At 69.3% G+C, this 18580-nt stretch carries 14 protein-coding genes; 8 read left to right on the forward strand and 6 right to left on the reverse strand.

Going from position 1 to position 18580, the window contains the following annotated elements; translation table 11 throughout:
* Nucleotides 1-92: 92 nt before the first annotated feature.
* From AC1PPL_RS00440 to AC1PPL_RS00455, 4 genes are read left to right on the forward strand one after another with little or no spacing between them, the layout of a single operon-like run.
* Nucleotides 93-701, forward strand: a complete 609-nt coding sequence (locus tag AC1PPL_RS00440; RefSeq protein ID WP_123675776.1) for a TetR/AcrR family transcriptional regulator — start codon at nucleotides 93-95, stop codon at nucleotides 699-701.
* On the forward strand, nucleotides 698-1849 hold the full coding sequence (locus AC1PPL_RS00445) for an efflux RND transporter periplasmic adaptor subunit (RefSeq protein WP_479972378.1): 1152 nt from the start codon (nucleotides 698-700) through the stop codon (nucleotides 1847-1849). The genes AC1PPL_RS00440 and AC1PPL_RS00445 overlap by 4 nt, the downstream gene beginning before the upstream one ends.
* Complete coding sequence (locus tag AC1PPL_RS00450; protein WP_047351218.1) at nucleotides 1846-3045, forward strand: ABC transporter permease; 1200 nt, start codon at nucleotides 1846-1848, stop codon at nucleotides 3043-3045. Before AC1PPL_RS00445 ends, AC1PPL_RS00450 begins: the two co-directional genes overlap by 4 nt.
* A 10-nt stretch (nucleotides 3046-3055) precedes the next feature.
* Entirely contained in the window at nucleotides 3056-3766 is a 711-nt protein-coding gene (locus AC1PPL_RS00455) for an ABC transporter ATP-binding protein (protein ID WP_015913233.1), read from the forward strand.
* A 79-nt stretch (nucleotides 3767-3845) separates the two neighbouring features.
* Here AC1PPL_RS00455 and AC1PPL_RS00460 read toward each other — a convergent pair whose 3' ends face one another.
* Nucleotides 3846-5231, reverse strand: coding sequence for a lytic murein transglycosylase (locus AC1PPL_RS00460; protein ID WP_479972379.1), 1386 nt, complete (start codon nucleotides 5229-5231; stop codon nucleotides 3846-3848).
* Between the two features lie 83 nt (nucleotides 5232-5314).
* Here AC1PPL_RS00460 and sbcB point away from each other — a divergent pair, with 83 nt between their 5' ends.
* The 3 genes from sbcB (at nucleotide 5315) to AC1PPL_RS00475 (ending at nucleotide 9728) form a co-directional block, all read left to right on the forward strand.
* On the forward strand, nucleotides 5315-6754 hold the full coding sequence (sbcB, locus tag AC1PPL_RS00465) for an exodeoxyribonuclease I (protein WP_479972380.1): 1440 nt from the start codon (nucleotides 5315-5317) through the stop codon (nucleotides 6752-6754).
* A gap of 9 nt (nucleotides 6755-6763) precedes the next feature.
* Complete coding sequence (locus AC1PPL_RS00470) at nucleotides 6764-7648, forward strand: NAD-dependent protein deacetylase (RefSeq protein ID WP_479972381.1); 885 nt, start codon at nucleotides 6764-6766, stop codon at nucleotides 7646-7648.
* A gap of 70 nt (nucleotides 7649-7718) precedes the next feature.
* Nucleotides 7719-9728 (forward strand): sigma-54-dependent Fis family transcriptional regulator, encoded by a 2010-nt coding sequence (locus AC1PPL_RS00475; RefSeq protein WP_479972382.1) that lies wholly within the window; start codon nucleotides 7719-7721, stop codon nucleotides 9726-9728.
* 165 nt (nucleotides 9729-9893) lie between these two features.
* On the opposite strand, the gene AC1PPL_RS00480 is transcribed toward AC1PPL_RS00475, so the two are convergent.
* From AC1PPL_RS00480 to AC1PPL_RS00495, 4 genes are all read right to left on the reverse strand, one after another.
* On the reverse strand, nucleotides 9894-10295 hold the full coding sequence (locus tag AC1PPL_RS00480) for a DUF779 domain-containing protein (protein ID WP_047351214.1): 402 nt from the start codon (nucleotides 10293-10295) through the stop codon (nucleotides 9894-9896).
* A gap of 21 nt (nucleotides 10296-10316) precedes the next feature.
* The gene (adhP, locus tag AC1PPL_RS00485) at nucleotides 10317-11348 is read right to left on the reverse strand and encodes an alcohol dehydrogenase AdhP (RefSeq protein ID WP_479972383.1); all 1032 of its coding nucleotides are present in this window, start codon (nucleotides 11346-11348) and stop codon (nucleotides 10317-10319) included.
* Nucleotides 11349-11443: 95 nt separating this feature from the next.
* Entirely contained in the window at nucleotides 11444-12967 is a 1524-nt protein-coding gene (gene adh / locus AC1PPL_RS00490) for an aldehyde dehydrogenase (protein WP_011805141.1), read from the reverse strand.
* A gap of 291 nt (nucleotides 12968-13258) precedes the next feature.
* The gene (locus AC1PPL_RS00495) at nucleotides 13259-14974 is read right to left on the reverse strand and encodes a Na/Pi cotransporter family protein (RefSeq protein WP_479972384.1); all 1716 of its coding nucleotides are present in this window, start codon (nucleotides 14972-14974) and stop codon (nucleotides 13259-13261) included.
* A 279-nt stretch (nucleotides 14975-15253) separates the two neighbouring features.
* Between AC1PPL_RS00495 and AC1PPL_RS00500 the strand changes: the two genes are divergently transcribed.
* Nucleotides 15254-17746 (forward strand): AI-2E family transporter, encoded by a 2493-nt coding sequence (locus tag AC1PPL_RS00500; protein WP_479972385.1) that lies wholly within the window; start codon nucleotides 15254-15256, stop codon nucleotides 17744-17746.
* Nucleotides 17747-17829: 83 nt separating this feature from the next.
* Here AC1PPL_RS00500 and upp read toward each other — a convergent pair whose 3' ends face one another.
* Complete coding sequence (gene upp / locus AC1PPL_RS00505; protein ID WP_015913242.1) at nucleotides 17830-18459, reverse strand: uracil phosphoribosyltransferase; 630 nt, start codon at nucleotides 18457-18459, stop codon at nucleotides 17830-17832.
* Nucleotides 18460-18580: the final 121 nt, after the last annotated feature.

Below are 18580 nucleotides of genomic sequence, written 5' to 3' on the forward strand. Positions count from 1 at the left end.
GGAGCCCTGGGGACGCTCCAGGGGGCTGCGTGCCTTGTGCCGAACGTTTTTATCGATAAGATAGTAATAAATTACTTTCTTTTGGTGATTGCATGAGTGAGCTGCCCAAGTACCTGCCCGCCGACGAACGGCGCACCGCCACGGTGGAGGCCGTGGTCGATCTGGCGGCCCAGCAGAACCCCAGCGACATCACCACCACCGCCATTGCCCAGCATATGGGCGTGACGCAGGGGGCACTGTTTCGGCATTTCGCGTCCAAGGACGCCATCCTGCAGGCGGTGATGTCGTGGGTGGCGCAGCGTCTCATGGCTCGCGTGGACGCGGCCGCGGATGGGGCAGCCTCTCCCCTGGCGGCGCTGGAGGCGGTGTTCATGGCGCACATCCATTTCGTGTGCGAGCGGCCCGGTGTGCCACGCCTCATCTTTGGGGAGCTCCAACGCCCTGGCCAAACCCTGCCCAAGCAGATGGTGCAGACCCTGATCACGGCCTACGGCGAGCGCCTGCGCGGGCTGCTGGAGACCGGCAAAGCCGCGGGAGAGCTGGACCCGCAACTGGATGCGCAGGCCGCTGCCGTGCTGTTCATCGGCACCGTGCAGGGGCTGGTGATGCAGTCGCTGCTCGCGGGCGACGTGCAGCGCATGCGCCGCGATGCGCAGGGCGTGTTTGCCATTTACCGCCGCGGCATCGGAAGGGCGCTATGAAGTTTCCCCGTCTGCGGCGCCGCACGCTGGCGCTGATCGCCGTCATTGCGCCGCTGGTGGCGCTGTTCGTCTATGTCGCTCTGCGTTCGGGGCCGCTGGCGCCCGTGGCGGTCACGCTGGGCAGCGTGCAATCGCGCGCCATTGCCCCGGCACTCTCGGGCATCGGCACGGTGCAGGCGCGGTATCTGTACAAGATCGGCCCCACCTTCGCGGGGCGCGTGCAGCGCCTGGACGTGCAGGTGGGCGACAGGGTTGAGGCTGGGCAGGTGCTGGGCGAAATGGACCCGGTGGACCTGGACGACCGCGTGCGCGCACAGCAGGCGGCCATCAAGAGCGCCGAAGCCGCGCTGCGCCAGGCAGAGGCCAGACAGAGCTATGCGCAGACCCAGCACCAGCGCTACGGGAAACTGGTGGCCGTGCGCGGCACCAGTGAGGAAAGCTACGCCACCAAACAGCAGGAGCTGGCCGTGGCAGACGCCGCGCTCGCCGCTGCCCGCGAGGATGCGAGCCGTCTGCGCGCTGACTTGCAGGCATTGCGCGCGCAGCGTGGCAACCTGCGGCTGGTGTCGCCCGTGGCCGGCATGGTGGCTGCGCGCGATGCCGACCCTGGCACGACCGTGGTGGCGGGGCAGGCGGTGGTAAAGCTCATCGACCCGGCCAGCCTGTGGATCGACACGCGCTTTGACCAGATCACCGCCCAAGGGTTGGCGGCACAGCTACCGGCCGAGGTGGTGCTGCGCTCGCGCCGCGGGGACAACCTGGTCGGCAGCGTGCTGCGCGTCGAGCCCCTGGCGGACGCGGTGACAGAGGAGACGCTGGCCAAGATCGTCTTCGATGCACCGGTTACACCGCTGCCCCCCGTCGGTGAGCTGGCCGAGGTCACTGTGCGCCTGCCGGCACTGCCCGAGGCGCCCACCATTCCCAATGCGGCCATCCGCTTCGTGGACGGGCAGCGCGGCGTGTGGAAGCTGGTCAGTGGCAAGCCGCAGTTTGCGCAGGTACGCCTGGGCCGTGCGGACCTCGACGGCCATGTGCAGGTGCTGGACGGGCTGGCCGTGGGCGACTCCATCGTGGTGTACAGCGAGAGGGCGCTCACTGCGCGCAGCCGCGTGCACGTGGTCGAGCGCATTGCCGGGGTGGCGCCTTGATCAGCCTGGCAGGGCGCGACATTCTGCATGCCTGGGGAAAGTTCGTCTTCACAGGCATCGGCCTGGGCCTGCTGATCGGCGTGACGCTGACCATGGCGGGCGTCTACCGCGGCATGGTGGACGACGGCAAGGTGCTGCTGGACAACAGCGGCGCCGACCTGTGGGTGGTGCAGAAAGACACGCTGGGCCCCTACGCGGAATCCTCCAGCGTGCCCGACGACCTGTGGCGCGGCATCCGCGCCATGCCGGGCGTGGCGCAGGCCGCGAACATCACCTACCTGACCATGCAAGTGGGCCATGGCGACAAGGATGTGCGCTCCATGGTGGTGGGCATCACCGCGAGCGGCCCGGGCGCGCCCGGCTGGCCGCCGCAGTTGGTGGCAGGGCGCCAGATCACGCGCGGCCATTACGAGGCCGTCGCCGACGTGGCGGCCGGCGTGCGTCTGGGCGATGTGCTGAAGATCCGTCGCAACCACTACACGGTGGTGGGCCTCACGCGGCGCATGGTCTCGTCCAGCGGCGACCCGATGGTGTTCATACCGTTGAAAGATGCGCAGGAGGCGCAGTTCCTCAAAGACAACGACGCCATCCTCATGCAGCGCCGGCGCACCGAGGCCAACCCGGCCTTCAACCGCCCCGGCGTTCCCGACCTGCTGGATGCGGTGGTGGCCTCGCAAACCAGCAACAGCTATGTGAATGCCGTGCTGGTGCGCATGCAGCCGGGCTTCACATCCCAGGAGGTGGCCGAGCCCATCCGCCGCTGGAAGCGGCTCACGGTTTACGACCGGGCGCAGATGGAAGGCATCCTCGTGGGCAAGCTCATCGCGACATCGGCCAAGCAGATTGGCATGTTCCTGGTGATCCTGGCGCTGGTCAGTGCGGCCATCGTGGCTTTTCTCATCTACACGCTGACGATGGACAAGATCCGCGAGATTGCCGTGCTCAAGCTCATCGGCACACGCAACCGCACCATCGCCTGGATGATCCTGCAGCAGGCGCTGGTGCTCGGCGTGATCGGTTTCGTTGTCGGCAAGATCACGGCCACCTTTGCCGCGCCGCTGTTTCCCAAATACGTGCTGCTGGTGCCGTTCGATACGGTGGCGGGGTTCATCGCGGTGCTGGCGATCTGCGTGCTCTCCAGCGTGGTGGCCATCCGCATGGCGCTGCGGGTCGATCCGGCCGAGGCGATAGGGTGAGGACGCAGCAATGAGCAGGAAAGGGATCCACATCGAGCGCCTGACCAAGCGCTACGGCTCCGGCGACACGGCGTTCCTCGCCCTCAAGGACGTGAACATGCACGTTGCACCGGGTGAGGTGGTGGGCCTGATCGGCCCGTCCGGCTCGGGCAAGAGCACGCTGCTCAAGTGCCTGGGCGCGGTGATCGATCCCACGTCGGGCCGCATGACGCTGGGCGATACGGTGATCTATGACGACGGCTGGCAAGTACCCGACCTGCGCGCGCTGCGCCGCGACCAGATCGGCTTCGTGTTCCAGGCGCCGTACCTGATCCAGTTTCTGGATGCCACCGACAACGTGGCGCTGCTGCCCATGCTGGCCGGCGTGCCCAACGACGAGGCGCGCCGCCGCGCACTGGAGTTGCTCACGGCCCTGGACGTGCAGCACCGCGCCACGGCCATGCCATCGCAACTGTCGGGCGGGGAGCAGCAGCGTGTGGCCATCGCCCGCGGCTTGGTCAACCGCCCGCCGGTGATCCTGGCCGACGAGCCCACGGCGCCGCTGGATTCGCAACGTGCCATGGCGGTGATCCGCATCCTGAACGACATGGCTCGGCGCCTGGAAACGGCCATCATTGTCGTCACGCACGACGAGAAGATCATTCCCACCTTCAAGCGCATCTACCACATACGCGACGGCGTGACCCACGAAGAGGCGGGCGAGGGGCGCGGCTTCGAGTGAAGCGGCGATCTTGATGAAATCAGGCTCTAGCGCCCGTCCAGCAAGCGCGAGAAGCTATTAAAAGTGGAGTAACGCCCGCTCAATGCGTCAGCAGTCGCTGCAATAGTTCGCGCGTGGCATAGCCATCGGCGGGCAAGCCCACACTTTGCTGGTAGCGGCGCACCCCAGCGCGCGTGGCAGGCCCTGCCACGCCGTCGGGCGTGCCGGTGTCCAGGCCGCGCGCGTTCAGCGCCTCCTGCAGCGCGCGTACTTCGCTGCGCGACAGAGGCTGCAGTTCGCGCGGCCAGGCGGATGCCAGGCCCGCGCCGCCGTCGATCTGCCGTGCCAGCAGGCCCACGGCCAGGGCGTAGTTCACCGAGTTGTTGTAGCGCAGCAGCGCGCGGAAGTTGGGCCCGACCAGGATGGCGGGACCACGCGCGCCTGCCGGGGTAAGGACGGAGGCGTCCTGCAGCGGCGGCAGTTCTGCGCCATCCACCCCGCGCACCCCTTCAGCGGCCCAGTCGCTGCTGGCCTGGCGCACGCTCAGTTCGGCGCGTGCGTAGTCGAAGCCGGGCGGCAGCAGCACTTCGGCGCCCCACGGCTCACCGCTCTTCCAGCCCGAATGGGACAGGAAGTTGGCGGTGGACGCCACCACGTCGGGCACGCTGCCCCAGATGTCGCGCCGCCCGTCCCCGTCGGCATCCACCGCATGGGCAAGGAACACCGAAGGCAGAAACTGCGTGTGCCCCATGGCCCCGGCCCAGGAGCCGATGAGCGCGTCGGCCGCGATGTCGCCCTGGTCCACGATGCGCAACGCGGCCAGCAGCTCGCGCTGGGCCCATGCGCTGCGGCGCCCGTCGTAGGCGAGGGTGGCCAGCGCATCCACGGTGCGGAAGCTGCCGAAGTTGCGGCCATAGTTGCTCTCCATGCCCCAGATGGCCGTGACCACGCTGGCGGGCACGCCGTAGCGCTGCGCGGCCGCGTCCAGCGCGTCGGCGTACTGGCGCCTCTGCTCGCGTCCCTGCGCAATACGCTGGGGTGACACGGCGCTGTCCAGGTAGGCCCAGGGCGGGCGGGTGAATTCGGGCTGGGCGCGGTCCAGTTCCACCACGCGCGGTTGCCACTGCACCTGGCCCAGGGTGGCGGCCACGGTCTGCGGTCGGATGCCGGCGGCCAGCGCCTCGCGTTCAAAGGCGCTCACCCAGGCGTGAAAGCCGGCCAGTGTGGCCGCAGTGGTGCCCGCCTGCGCCAGGGCTACCGGCGTGCTCGCAGGTTCCACGGTGGATGCTGCCGGGGCAGGCGCCGGGGTGGTGGGCGCTGCGGGCGAGGGCAGTTGGGGGATGACCGGCGCGGGAGCAAGGGCGCTGGGTGCAGCGGATGGAGCCGCTACGGCGGGGGTCGCTGGCGGAGCGGAGGCGCACCCCGCCAGTGCTGCCAGGCCCAGTGCGGAGGCGGCGGCGCGGCGCCGGGCGAGGGTGTCGGGCATGAAGAGAAAACGCATGCGGCCATTGTGCCGGCCTGCCATGCATACTTCGCCCTGGCACTGTTTCCGGCTGCAACTTCTTCCTCATGCACACTTTCCTCTGGCACGACTACGAAACCTTTGGCGCCAACACGCGCCGCGACCGCCCCGCACAGTTCGCCGCCGTCCGCACCGATGCCGAGCTCAACGAGATCGGCGAGCCGCTGATGATCTATTGCCGCCCGACCAACGACTATCTGCCGGATCCGCAGTCGTGCCTGATCACTGGCATCACGCCCCAGCTGTGCCTGGAAAAGGGTTTGCCCGAGCGCGAATTCGCCGCCCGCATCGAGGCCGAGATGGCGCTGCCCGGCACCATTGGCGTGGGCTACAACACCATCCGTTTCGACGACGAGATCACGCGCTTCATGTTCTGGCGCAATCTCATGGACCCGTATGCGCGCGAGTGGCAGAACCAGTGCGGCCGCTGGGACCTGCTGGATGTGGTGCGCCTGACCTACGCGCTGCGCCCCGAGGGCATCGCGTGGCCCGAGGTGGACGGCAAGCCCAGCTTCCGCCTGGAGCATCTGTCCAAGGCCAACGGCCTGGCGCACGAGGCCGCGCACGACGCGCTGTCGGACGTGCGCGCAACCATCGCGCTGGCGCGGCTCATCCGTTCACGCAACCTCCGGCTGTTCGACTTCGCGCTGTCCCTGCACAAGAAGGACCGCGTGGCGGCTGAGCTGCGCCTGCCCACCACGGCGCAGGAGGCACGGCCGTTCCTGCACGTCTCGGGCATGTTCCCTGCCGAACGCGGCTGCCTGGCCGTGATGTGGCCGCTGGCCAGCCACCCGACCAACAAGAATGAGCTGCTGGCCTGGGACCTGGCGCAAGACCCTTCCGAACTGGCCCGGCTGTCCGCTGACGAGATCCGCACGCGCCTGTTCACGCGCGCAGCCGACCTGCCCGAGGGCGTGACGCGCCTGCCGCTCAAGAGCGTGCATCTGAACAAGTCGCCGATGGTGGTGGGTAACCTCAATACGCTCACGCCGGCCATGGCGCAGCGCTGGGGCATCGACCTGCCACAGGCCGCGCTGCATGCCGCCGCGGCGCGCGCGTTGCCCGACCTGACAGCCGTGTGGGCCCAGGTGTTCCAGCGCCCTGCGGAGGGGCCGCTGGATGTGGACCAGGACCTGTACGGGGGCTTCGTGGGCAATGAGGACCGCCGCCGCCTGAACCGTCTGCGCGCATTGCCCGGCGAAGAGCTGGCGCACGAGCGCCTGGGTTTTGACGACGCGCGCCTGGCCGAGCTGGTCTGGCGCTACCGTGCGCGCAACTTCCCGCACACGCTCTCGCCCGAGGAGCAGGAGCGCTGGGAGGCGCACCGCGTCGCCATGCTGGTGGAGGGCGAGGGCGGCGCGCTGACGTTCGACGCGCTGTTCGAGCGCCTGGACACGCTGGGTGCCGAGGCCGATGACGAACGCACCGAGGCCATCCTCGGCGCGGTGTACGACTACGCCGAGAGCATCGCGCCCGGCATGGACTGAGGGGCTGTGATGCAAGCTGCCGCCAACGTTGATGCGCTGCTTGACTTCGTGCGCCGCCATCCGTGGTTGTTCGTCATCACGGGCGCGGGCTGCAGTACGGAGGTGGGCATTCCCGACTACCGCGACCACAACGGTGAATGGAAGCGCCCCCAGCCCGTCACCTTCCAGGCCTTCATGGGCGATGAAGCCACGCGCCGGCGCTACTGGGCCCGCAGCCTGCTGGGCTGGCGGGTGATGGGCCGCGCCCAGCCCGGTTCTGCGCACCGTGCGCTGGCTGCGCTGGAAGCGGCGGGCCGCATCGAACTGCTGTTAACCCAGAACGTGGACGGCCTGCACAGCGCAGCGGGCAGCCAGCGCACGCTGGACCTGCACGGGCGCATCGACACCGTGCTGTGCATGGACTGCGGCATGCGTGCGCCGCGTGCCGCGTTGCAACACGAACTGGAGCGGCGCAATCCCGGATGGGTGGCCCTGCAGGCCGGCGCCGCGCCCGATGGGGACGCCGATCTAGAGGGTCTTGATTTCGGCGGCTTCGATGTGCCTTCCTGCGCACATTGCGGCAACGGCCTGCTCAAGCCCGACGTGGTGTTCTTTGGCGAGAGCGTGCCGCGCGAGCGTGTGGAGGCCGCGCGCGCGGCGCTGGCACGCTCGCACGCGGTGCTCGTCGTGGGCTCGTCGCTCATGGTGTATTCGGGCTTCCGGTTCGTGCAGGCGGCGGTCGATGCGGGCCTGCCCGTGGCAGCGGTCAACCAGGGGCGTACACGGGCCGACGGGCTGCTGGCGCTCAAGCTGGAGCAGGACGCAGGCACTGCCCTGCAGGCGTTGGCCCACGCGTGGGCGCAGCCCCATGCCTGCGTGCCCGCCGCGGTTGCTGGGCTCGTCAGCGGCCGTTGATGCTATCGTGCGGTCCCAAAGCGCCGCCTGGCCGCGTGCCGTGCAGCGCATAGCTTGCATAGGAGACACCATGCACCGCACCGCAACGCCCGGCGCGCATCCTTCCGCGGGTGCCGCGCTGGCGCTGACCACGGCAGGCGTCGTCGCCCAGGCCCACGCCCGCTCGCAGTCGTTCGGGCTGCAGCCCCATGAGCAGGCCGACCTGCACCTGCTGGACCGCCAGACCCTGGCCTGGACCGTGGCACGCAACGAGGCCCTGTGCGCCCATGCGCGCCCCGTCATGGAAACCCTGGCGCAGCAGCTGCGCGGCACGCAGAGCATGGTGATGCTGACCGACGCGCAGGGGGTGATCCTGCATGCCGAGGGCGATGATGCCTTCCTGGACCGCGCTGGCCGCGTGGCCCTGCAGCCCGGTGCGGGCTGGTCGGAGCGCAGCAAGGGCACCAACGCCATTGGTACGGCGTTGGCCCTGGGCGATGCGGTGCAGATCAACGGGCGCCAGCATTACCTGGAAGCCAACCAGTTCCTCACCTGTTCATGCGCTCCCATCCTGGATCCGCAGGGGCAGATCCTCGGCGCGCTGGACGTGAGCGGCGACCGCCGCGGCCACAGCGCCCACACGCTGGCGCTGGTGCGCATGTCCGCCGCGATGGTGGAGAACCACCTCTTCGGCAAGGTGTACGAGGATGCCGTGCGCCTGCGCTTTCATGCGCGCGCCGAGTTCCTGGGCACGCTCATGGAAGGGCTGGCGGCGTTCACCCCGCAGGGGCGCTTTCTGGCGGCCAACCGCAGCGCGCAGTTCCAGCTGGGGTTGTCGGGACCGGCGCTGGCGGCACACACCTTCACCTCGCTGTTCGGCCTGTCGATGGGCGCGTTGCTGGAGCATGCGCGCCGCTCGGTGCCCACGCTGCTGGCGCTGCAACTGCCGGCAGGCGTGTCGGTGCACGCACAGGTGGAGTTTGCGCCACGCGGCGGCGTCACGCTGCCGGTGTGCCCGGACGTCCCGGCCGAGGCTCCGCCGCCGCGCGCGCGGCCTGCTGCGGCCCCGGGCCTGTCCAGCCTGCGCTACCTGGACACGGGCGATGCCCAGCTGGCGCAGGTGATCGAGCGCGTCACGCGGCTGCTGGGGCGTGGCGTGCCCACGATGATCCTGGGTGAGACGGGCACCGGCAAGGAGCTGCTGGCGCGTGCCATCCATAACGACGGCCCGCGCGCGCGGGGGCCCTTCGTGGCGGTGAACTGCGCGTCCATTCCCGAGTCGCTGATCGAGGCCGAGCTGTTCGGCTACGAAGAGGGCGCCTTCACCGGCGCGCGCCGCAAGGGCAGCGTGGGCAAGATCGTGCAGGCGCACGGCGGCACGCTGTTCCTGGACGAGATTGGCGACATGCCGCTGGCCATGCAGGCGCGGCTGCTGCGCGTGCTGCAGGAGCGCAGCGTGGCGCCTCTGGGCAGCACGCGGCAGATCGAGGTGGACGTGAACGTGGTCTGCGCCACGCACCGCAACCTGCGCGCCATGATGGCCGACGGCCAGTTCCGTGACGACCTGTACTACCGGCTGAACGGCCTGGTGGTGCGACTGCCTGCGCTGCGCGAGCGCACGGACCTGGCGGTGATCGTGCAGCGGTTGCTGCGCGCCCAGCATGACTCTCCCGCCGCAGACAGCCCCATACCGGTGGCGCCCGAGGTGATGGCGCTGTTCGCCGCCCACGCCTGGTCGGGCAACCTGCGCCAGCTGTCCAACGTGCTGCGCACGGCGGCGCTGTTGGCCGAGGGCGCGGACGCGATCACGTGCGCGCACCTGCCGGAGGACTTCCTGGAGGAATGCGAGGCGCTGGCGCAGCAGGGCCGCGTGGTGGCGCAGGCGTTCTCTCAGCCAGCGGTGCCGCTAGCGGACGGCGCGCGCGCCGCGGTCCCGGCCCCGGCCCCGGCCAGCGTGCGGCCGCTGGGCGATGTGGCGGCCCATGCGCTGCAGCAGGCACTGGATGCGCACGCGGGCAATGTCTCCGCCGCCGCGCGCGCGCTGGGCGTGTCGCGCAACACGGTGTACCGCTACCTGCGCGCGCAGTCGTGTCGCTCCTGAAAAAGGAGCGCTTTGCGCTGGTTGGGCGGGCGATTTAGTCGAAATTGACCTGAAAAACGCCGCCGATACGGCGCGAGTAGCTATTAAATAAAGAGCAACACCAGGACCTGCTAACACTATGGGAGGGGATACCCTTCCATAGTGCTAACAGGCCCAACAAGAGCGTCACTGGCCGCCCGTTGGCGGCGGCCCCAGCGCTTCGATGGCGGCCCATTCCTCGTCGGTGTACAGCCGTGAGCGCGTGAGAAAGCGCATGCCCGTGGGTCCTTCGAGCGAGAACATGCCCCCGCCGCCCGGTACCGCATCGATGAGGAGGTGCGTGTGCTCCCAGTACGCGAACTGCGAGCGGCTCATGTAGAACGGCTGCCCGGCGATCTCGCCCAGCAGCACGTCGGCATCGCCCAGCAGGAACTCCCCGCGTGCAAAGCACATGGGCGCGCTGCCGTCGCAGCAGCCACCCGACTGGTGGAACATCAGCGGACCGTGCTGGGCCACCAGGCGCTTGATGAGCGCCGTGGCCTCGGGCGTGGCCGACACGCGGGTGGCGGGCGGCGCTGGCGTGGTCATGGCGTTGCCTGTGCCGCGGCGTCAGGCCGCCATGTCCAGCACCACGCGGCCCTGGATCTGGCCCTTGTGCATGCGCGCGAACACGTCGTTGATGTTCTCCAGCTTCTCGGTGCTCACCGTGGCCTTCACCTGGCCGCGCGCGGCGAAGTCCAGCGACTCCTGCAGGTCCAGCCGCGTGCCGACGATGGAGCCGCGCACGGTCACGCCGCGCAGCACCATGTCGAAGATGGGCAGCGGAAAGTTGCCCGGCGGCAACCCGTTGAGCGACACCGTGCCGCCACGCCGCACCATGCCCAGCGCCTGCTCGAAGGCCTTGGGCGACACGGCCGTGACCAGCGCGCCGTGCGCGCCGCCGATCTCCTTTTGCAGGAAGGCGGCCGGGTCGGTGTCGCGCGCGTTCACCGTCACGCTGGCGCCCAGCTGGCGGGCCAGCGCGAGCTTGTCGTCGTCCACGTCCACCGCAGCCACGTTCAGCCCCATGGCGCGGGCGTACTGCACGGCCATGTGGCCCAGGCCGCCAATGCCGGAAATCGCCACCCAGTCGCCGGGCTTGGTGTCGGTCACCTTCAGGCCTTTGTACACGGTCACGCCGGCGCACAGCACGGGGGCGATGTCCACGAAGCCCACGTCTTTCGGCAGGTGGCCCACGTAGTTGGGGTCGGCCAGCGCGTAGTCGGCAAAACCGCCGTTGACCGAATACCCCGTGTTGCTCTGCGACTCGCACAGCGTCTCCCAACCGCCCAGGCAGTGCGTGCAACAGCCGCAGGCCGAGTGCAGCCAGGGCACGCCCACGCGGTCGCCTTCCTTCACATGCTTGACGTTGGCGCCCACGGCGGCGACGAAGCCCACGCCCTCATGCCCGGGGATGAAGGGCGGATTGGGCTTGACGGGCCAGTCGCCCTCGGCGGCGTGCAGGTCGGTGTGGCACACGCCCGAGGCCTCGATCTTCACCAGGATCTGGTCGGCGGTGGGGGTGGGAACGGGCACCTCTTCGATCGTCAGCGGCTTGCCGAATTCACGGACCACGGCGGCTTTCATTGTCTTGGCTGGCATGGGATAAACCTCCTTCTCTGTGCAAATGAACGCAAGGGGAGCCCCCGTGCACCAGCCGCCCCCGCTGGGACGGCCAGTGGGGGCGCTGTATGGGCTTAGAAGAAGCCCAGCGGCTGCTGGGTGTAGCTCACCAGCAGGTTCTTGGTCTGCTGGTAGTGGTCCAGCATCATCTTGTGGTTCTCACGACCGATGCCCGACTGCTTGTAGCCGCCAAATGCCGCGTGCGCGGGGTAGTGGTGGTAGCAGTTGGTCCACACCCGCCCGGCCTGGATGCCCTTGCCCATGCGGAAGGCGCGCGCGCCATCACGGCTCCACACGCCCGCGCCCAGGCCGTAGAGCGTGTCGTTGGCGATCTCCAGCGCCTCTTCTTCGGTCTTGAAGGTGGTCACCGAGACCACGGGCCCGAAGATTTCCTCCTGGAAGATGCGCATCTTGTTGTGGCCCTTGAACACCGTGGGCTGTACGTAGTAGCCGCCGGCCAGGTCGCCGCCCAGGGCTGTGTTGCGCGCGCCGCCGATGAGGCACTGGGCGCCTTCCTGCTTGCCCAGGTCCAGGTAAGAAAGGATCTTTTCCAGTTGCTCCTGCGAGGCCTGGGCGCCGATCATGGTGTTCTTGTCCAGCGGGTGGCCCTGCTGGATGGCGGCCACGCGCTTGAGCGCGCGCTCCATGAAGCGCTCGTAGATCGATTCCTGGATCAACGCGCGGCTGGGGCAGGTGCAGACCTCGCCCTGGTTCAGCGCGAACATCGCAAAGCCTTCCAGCGCCTTGTCGAAGAAGCCGTCGTCGGCGGACATCACGTCCTCGAAGAAGATGTTGGGGCTCTTGCCGCCCAGCTCCAGCGTCACGGGGATGATGTTCTGGCTGGCGTACTGCATGATGAGCCGGCCCGTGGTGGTCTCGCCGGTGAAGGCTATTTTTGCGATCCGGTTGCTGGACGCCAGCGGCTTGCCGGCCTCCAGGCCAAAGCCGTTGACCACATTGACCACGCCCGGCGGCAGCAGGTCGCCAATGATCTCCATCAGCACCAGGATGGAGGCGGGCGTCTGCTCCGCGGGTTTCAGCACCACGCAGTTGCCCGCAGCCAGCGCGGGGGCGAGCTTCCACACCGCCATCAGGATGGGGAAGTTCCACGGAATGATCTGCCCGACCACGCCCAGCGGCTCATGGAAGTGGTAGGCGATGGTGTCGGCGTCGATCTCGCTGATGCCGCCCTCCTGCGCGCGCACCGCGCCGGCGAAGTAGCGGAAGTGGTCGATGGCCAGCGGAATGTCGGCCGCCATGGTCTCGCGCAGCGGCTTGCCGTTGTCGATGGTCTCGGCCACGGCGATCTGCAGCAGGTTGGCCTCCATGCGGTCGGCGATCCGGTTCAGGATGTTGGCGCGCTCGGTGGTCGAGGTGCGGCCCCACGCGGCCTTGGCTTTGTGCGCTGCGTCCAGTGCGGCGTCGATGTCCTTGCTGTTGGAGCGCGGCACGGCCGTGAACTTCTGGCCGTTGATGGGCGAGATGTTCTCGAAGTACTGCCCGTCCACGGGCGCCACCCACTGCCCGCCGATGTAGTTGCCGTACTGCTGCTTGTAGGGGTTGGCGATGCCAAGGCTGGCGATTTCGGCCATGTTCATGTGGTGTCTCCTGAGTGCTTATGAAGGAATGCCACCGATGCGGCGGCGGCAGTGCCTCAGTGCAAGCGCCGTGCCAGCACGGCGGCAGAGGGAAGGGGGCGGTGGGGCGTGCCGCGGCTGTGCCGCAGCGGCACAGCCGTGTGCCATAACGCAACAGTGCGTCGGCCCATGACGGAACACCCGTTGGGAGTGCAGCCGTACGGATGTGCTCAGATTGCTATGTTTTGTATAGCTGCCAGCGCAGTATGCAAGGGCGTTTCGGGCATTTTTTGCCTGAATCGCCAGTGAGGATCACTCGGCGCCGGGTGTGCCGCCTGTGGAGCCATTGGCGGGCGGGGTGGGCTTGAGACGCGGCAGGGCTGCCAGATGCTGCGCGGCCTTGTGGGCCTGTTCCACGGCGCGGCGCAGGTCGCCCAGCAGGCCCGTCCACTCGTGCACGGCTGTCACTGCCAGCAAGCCCTGGGCACCCGCGCGCAGCACGGCGGCCTTGGCGGCTTCATACGCCGCGTCGAACACGGCGTTTGCGGTGTTCACCTGGTCCAGGTCGTGGGCCTTGGGATCAGCGGCAGCAAAGAAATCCAGCGCCGCGGTGAAGGCCAGGGGCAGCGCGGCCAGGGGGTGGCCTTCGGGCGCGGTGGGCGCCACCGTTGCGGGGTGCGTGACGCGCAGCGCCTGCTGGCCCACCTGGTGCATGACACGCGCCAGCGTGTCGTAGTAGCCCGCAATGCGCAGCAGCTCGGGCATCTGGTCGGCCACGTCGCGCGACAGCGGCTGGCGGCTCACGTCGCTCACAAACTCGCCCACCTGCTGCTGCAGCTGCTCCAGCGCCTGCAACTGGCGCGTGAGCTGGCTCGCGGCCTGTGCGCCGGCCGGTTGCCAGGGCAGGGCGACGGGCGCCATGCGGGTGGCATCCGACGCCAGCTGCAGTGCCAGGTGGCCTACGCGCGCCATCTCGCGGCGCAGCGCCTGCAGGGCCAGCGCGGGCACGGCGGCCACGTTGTGGTCCAGGAACTGCGCACGGGCCACGTCTTCGTCCGCCGAGCGAAAGCGTGCCAGCAGAAAGCGCGCGAGCGGCCCCGACAGCGGCCACATGAGCAGCACGCCCAGCAGGTTGAACGCGGTGTGGAAGATCACGAGCTGCGTCACTGCGTCTCCCTCACCCGTGAGCCATACGCCCAGATGGTGGATGGCCGCGAGCAGGGGCGACAGCAGCGCCAGGGCCGCCGCGGCCGTCACCACGTTGAACAGCACGTGTGCCGCCGCCAGGCGCCGCGCGTTGGACGTGGCGTGGATGGCGGCCAGGATGCCCGTGAGCGTGGTGCCCACGTTGGCGCCGATGACCACGCCCGCGCCCACTTCCACCGCCAGCGAGCCGCCCGCCACGGCCGTGAGCACCACCGCCAGCGTGGCCGACGAGGCCTGCAGCACCACCGTCATGCCCAGGCCGATGAGCACTGCCAGCGCCAGGCCCGGCAGGTCGCTGGACAGCGGTGGCAGCGCTTGCGGACCCAGCCCGGTGAAGCCGTTGCGCAGCAGTTCGATACCCAGAAACAGCACGCCGAACCCCGCCACCGCCTGGCCCAGCGCCCCGCGCCGCGTGCCGCTGCCGGTGATTTGCAGCGCCATGCCGATGCCGATGAACGGAAGGGCGAAGGCATCGGCCTTCACCGCAAAGCCTAGCCACGCCACGAGCCAGCCGGTGACCGATGAACCCAGATTGGAGCCGAACACCACCCACAGCGCGGAGCTGAAGCCCAGCAACCCCGCGTTGACGAAACCGATGGCCGCCACCGTCATGGCGGTGGACGATTGCACCAGCGCCGTGAGCGCCACCCCGGTCACCAGCCCGTGCAGCGGCGTGCGCGTCCAGGCGGCCAGGATGCGCTCCAGCGCGCGCCCGGCCGCCAGCTTGAGCCCGTCGGTCAGCATGGTCATGCCCAGCAGGAACAGGCCGATGCCGCCCAGCAGGGTGCCGGCGGCAATCAGGGGAGTGGCGGTGGCGGTCAAGGCGGCGGCGCGGTGGCTTTGTTGGGGTGGACCGGTAGGTGCGTGCCGACGGGGCGGTGCGGCAGAGGCGCTTTTATTTTGATAGCTGCTCGCGCTTGCTACAAGCGCGCTGGGGCTATTTTAGGTCATTGATCGGTAGGGCGGAGCGCCCTGCGGGCGGCGCGGTGCACGGCGTGCGCTGTCAGTCGCCCGCCCGCGTGCAGTCTGTGGCGGCTGCCGCCTACAGGGGCGCGGGGCCGCGCAGCGGACAATACGCGCCGGACACGACTTCGAGAAGCGATGCAAGGGGACAACGCCATGGGCAACAGCGGGCCGCAGGAGCCGACCGATTCCAGGCCGGCCAGGGATAAGGGGGCGGCGCGCGGCGCCACCGCTTCGGGCTATCCGCCGCAGCGCACCGTGCACACCGCCACGGCCATGGACGCCACGGTGCCCAGCCTGCGGTTCATGATCGGCCTGGTGATCGCGGCGCTGGTGGTCGCGGGCCTGTATTTCGGCCGTACGCTACTGGTGCCGCTGGCATTGGCGTTCCTGCTGAGCTTCGTGCTGGAGCCGCTGGTGGCGCAGCTCAAGCGCATGGGCCTGCCGCGCCTGCCCTCGGTCATCGCGGTGGTGATGGCCATGCTGATGGTGCTGGGCGTGGGGGCGCTGTTCGTGGGTAACGAGGCGCGCGAGCTGAGCGCGCAGCTGCCCTCCTACCAGAGCACCATCCGCAAGAAGCTGCGCAGCCTGCGCCAGGAGTTGCGCGCGCCTGGCATGTTCGACGGCGCCAAGCGCACCTTCGACATCGTGCAGCGCGAGGTGGAGGCGGCCGCTCCCGCCTTGTCGGGTGCCGCGCGCGCGCCGGCCGTGCAAAAGGTGCAGGTGCAGCCGCCCGTGCTGTCGCCCGCCAACCAGCTTATGGCCGCGCTCTCGGCGGTCAGTGGGCCGCTCACCCAGGCGGGCCTGGTGCTGGTGTTCGTGATCTTCATCCTGCTGGACCGTGTAGACCTGCGCGACCGCCTGCTGCGCCTGTGGGGGGGCAATCTGCACCGCGCCACCGATGCCATGGACGAGGCGGGCGACCGCATCACGCGCTACCTGACCATGCAGTTGCTGGTCAACGTGACCTACGGCATCCCCATGGCGGCGGGCCTGTGGCTCATCGGCGTGCCCGGTGCCGTGCTGTGGGGGTCGCTGGCCGCGGTGATGCGCTTCGTGCCCTACCTGGGGCCGTTCATTGCCGCGGCGTTTCCGCTCACCCTCGCTTTCGCGGTGGACCCGGGCTGGGACCTGGTGCTGTGGACGCTCGGCCTCATCGTGCTGCTGGAACTGGTGAGCAACAACGTCATCGAGCCCTGGCTGTATGGCTCCAGCACCGGGCTGTCGGCGCTGTCGCTCATCGTGGCGGCCACCTTCTGGGCGGCGCTGTGGGGGCCGGTGGGGCTCATCATGTCCACGCCGCTCACCGTGTGCCTGCTGGTGATCGGCCGGTATCTGCCGCAGCTGGCCTTCCTGGAGGTGCTGCTGGGCAGCCGGCCGGTGCTGGATGAGCCCACGCGCATCTACCAGCGACTGCTGGCAGGCGACGCTGCGGAGGCCATCGAGTTGAGCACTACCCGCATCGAGGCCCTGAAGGGCGCCGTGCCCGCTTTCTACGGCCAGGTGGGCGTGCCCGTGCTGCGCATGGCCGTGGGCGACCATGCGCAGGTGGCCACGCCCGAGCACCGCCTGCGCCTGGTCGAAGGCATGGACGCGCTGCTGGACGAGCTGGAGGAGCAGTACCCGGTGCCCGACGCCGCTGCGCAAGAGCCGGTGGTGTGCCTGGGCGGCAAGTGGGAGGTAGACCTGTTCGCGGCGCGCATGCTGGCGCATGCGCTGTCGCTGCAGCATTGCCCGGCGCTGGCGCGCGTGGAGGGCGCCATGAGCGCCGAACATCTGGATGGCCTGGACCTGGACGCCGTGCGCGTGGTCTGCGTGGTGTGGCTCGCGCCCGAGCCCACCGCCGCCGCGCGGCACCTGTGCCGCAGGCTCAAGCGCCGCTGGCCGCATGTGCACATCGTGCTGGCGCTGTGGGGTGGGGTGCAGTCCCAGCCGCAGGACGAGCTGAGTGCCCAACTCGGCGCCGACGCGCTGGCGCTGTCGCTGGAGGAAACCCTGGCCCAGGTGGCGCAGCTGCAGGGCGCCAGCGTGGAAGGCGCCTACACCCCCGCGCCCATTCCCGCGGACGACGATGCGCGCCTGCGCGCCCTGCAGGCCAGCGGCGTGCTGGACAGCCCCGCGCTGCAGCAGTTGTGCCAGCACACGGCCCAGCGCGCGGCCGACATCTTCGACGTACCGTTGGCGATGGTGTCGCTGGTGGATCGCGAGCGGCAGGTCACGCTGTGTGCGCACGGCCCGTTGTCGGCCGGCGGGGGGCAGGCCTGCTCGGCGGGTCAGGGCCTGCCGCGCGGCCTGTCGCTGTGCGGGCATGTGGTGGCGCGGCAGCGGTCGCTGGTGGTGCCCGACATTGCGCGGGATGCGCGCTTTGCCGGCAATCCGGCGCTGCGCGAGCAGGGTCTGCGCTTTTACGCGGGCGTTCCGCTGCGCGACGCGGCGGGCCATGCGCTGGGCACGCTGTGCCTGATGGACACCGCGCCGCGCGCGTTCGATGAGCGGGAAAAGCGGTTGCTGCAGGCCATGGCCAACGACCTCATGGCTGGCTGGCGCGACGCCCAGGCCGCGGGCGGCCCGGCGCTACCCGCGGGCCAGGCCGCGCCATCGGCCACGGTGGGTCAGGTGGTGCCGCAGTAGCCGACGTCCGAAATCGTCCGAAATCGTCTGAAGTAGGAGCGACCGGCGCGGCCAGGGCCGGGGCAGGCCCTGTCGCCAGCGCGTTACTTGGTGCCGAAGATGCGGTCGCCCGCATCGCCCAGGCCGGGCAGGATGTAGCCGTGGTCGTTGAGCTCGCGGTCGATGGCGGCGGTGTAGATGGGCACGTCGGGGTGGGCCTTTTGCAGCGTGGCCACGCCCTCGGGTGCAGCCAGCAGGCACACAAACTTGATCGAGCGCGGCTGCAGTTGCTTGAGGCGCGCGACGGCCGCGGCGGCGGAGTTGCCGGTGGCGAGCATCGGGTCCACGACGATGATGTCGCGCTCGGCCATCTCGGAGGGCATCTTGAAGTAATACTCGACCGGCTGCAGCGTGTCCGGGTCGCGGTACAGGCCGATGTGGCCGATGCGCGCGCCCGGCACCACGTTGAGCATGCCGTCCAGGAAGCCGTTGCCCGCGCGCAGGATGGACACGAGCACGAGCTTCTTGCCGTCGATGACCTTGCCGGTCATGGTCTCCAGGGGGGTTTCGATCTGGATGTCCTGCAGCGGCATGTCGCGCGTGACTTCGTAAGCCATCAGGGTGGACAGCTCGCCCAGCAGGCGGCGGAAGCTGTTGGTGCTGGCGTCCTTCTTGCGCATCAGGGTCAGCTTGTGCTGTACCAGGGGGTGGTCGATGACGTGGACGTTGCTCATGGGCTGGTGCCTCTTATTGGGGTAGAAAAAAAGATCGAGACCGGAATTTTGCACTCTGGCGCCAAGCCCCTGCGCGCGGGCAGCGCCGACGCACCGCCGGCCAGCGGCCCATCCGCCTCAG

This window comes from Diaphorobacter sp. B2A2W2, assembly GCF_056730635.1.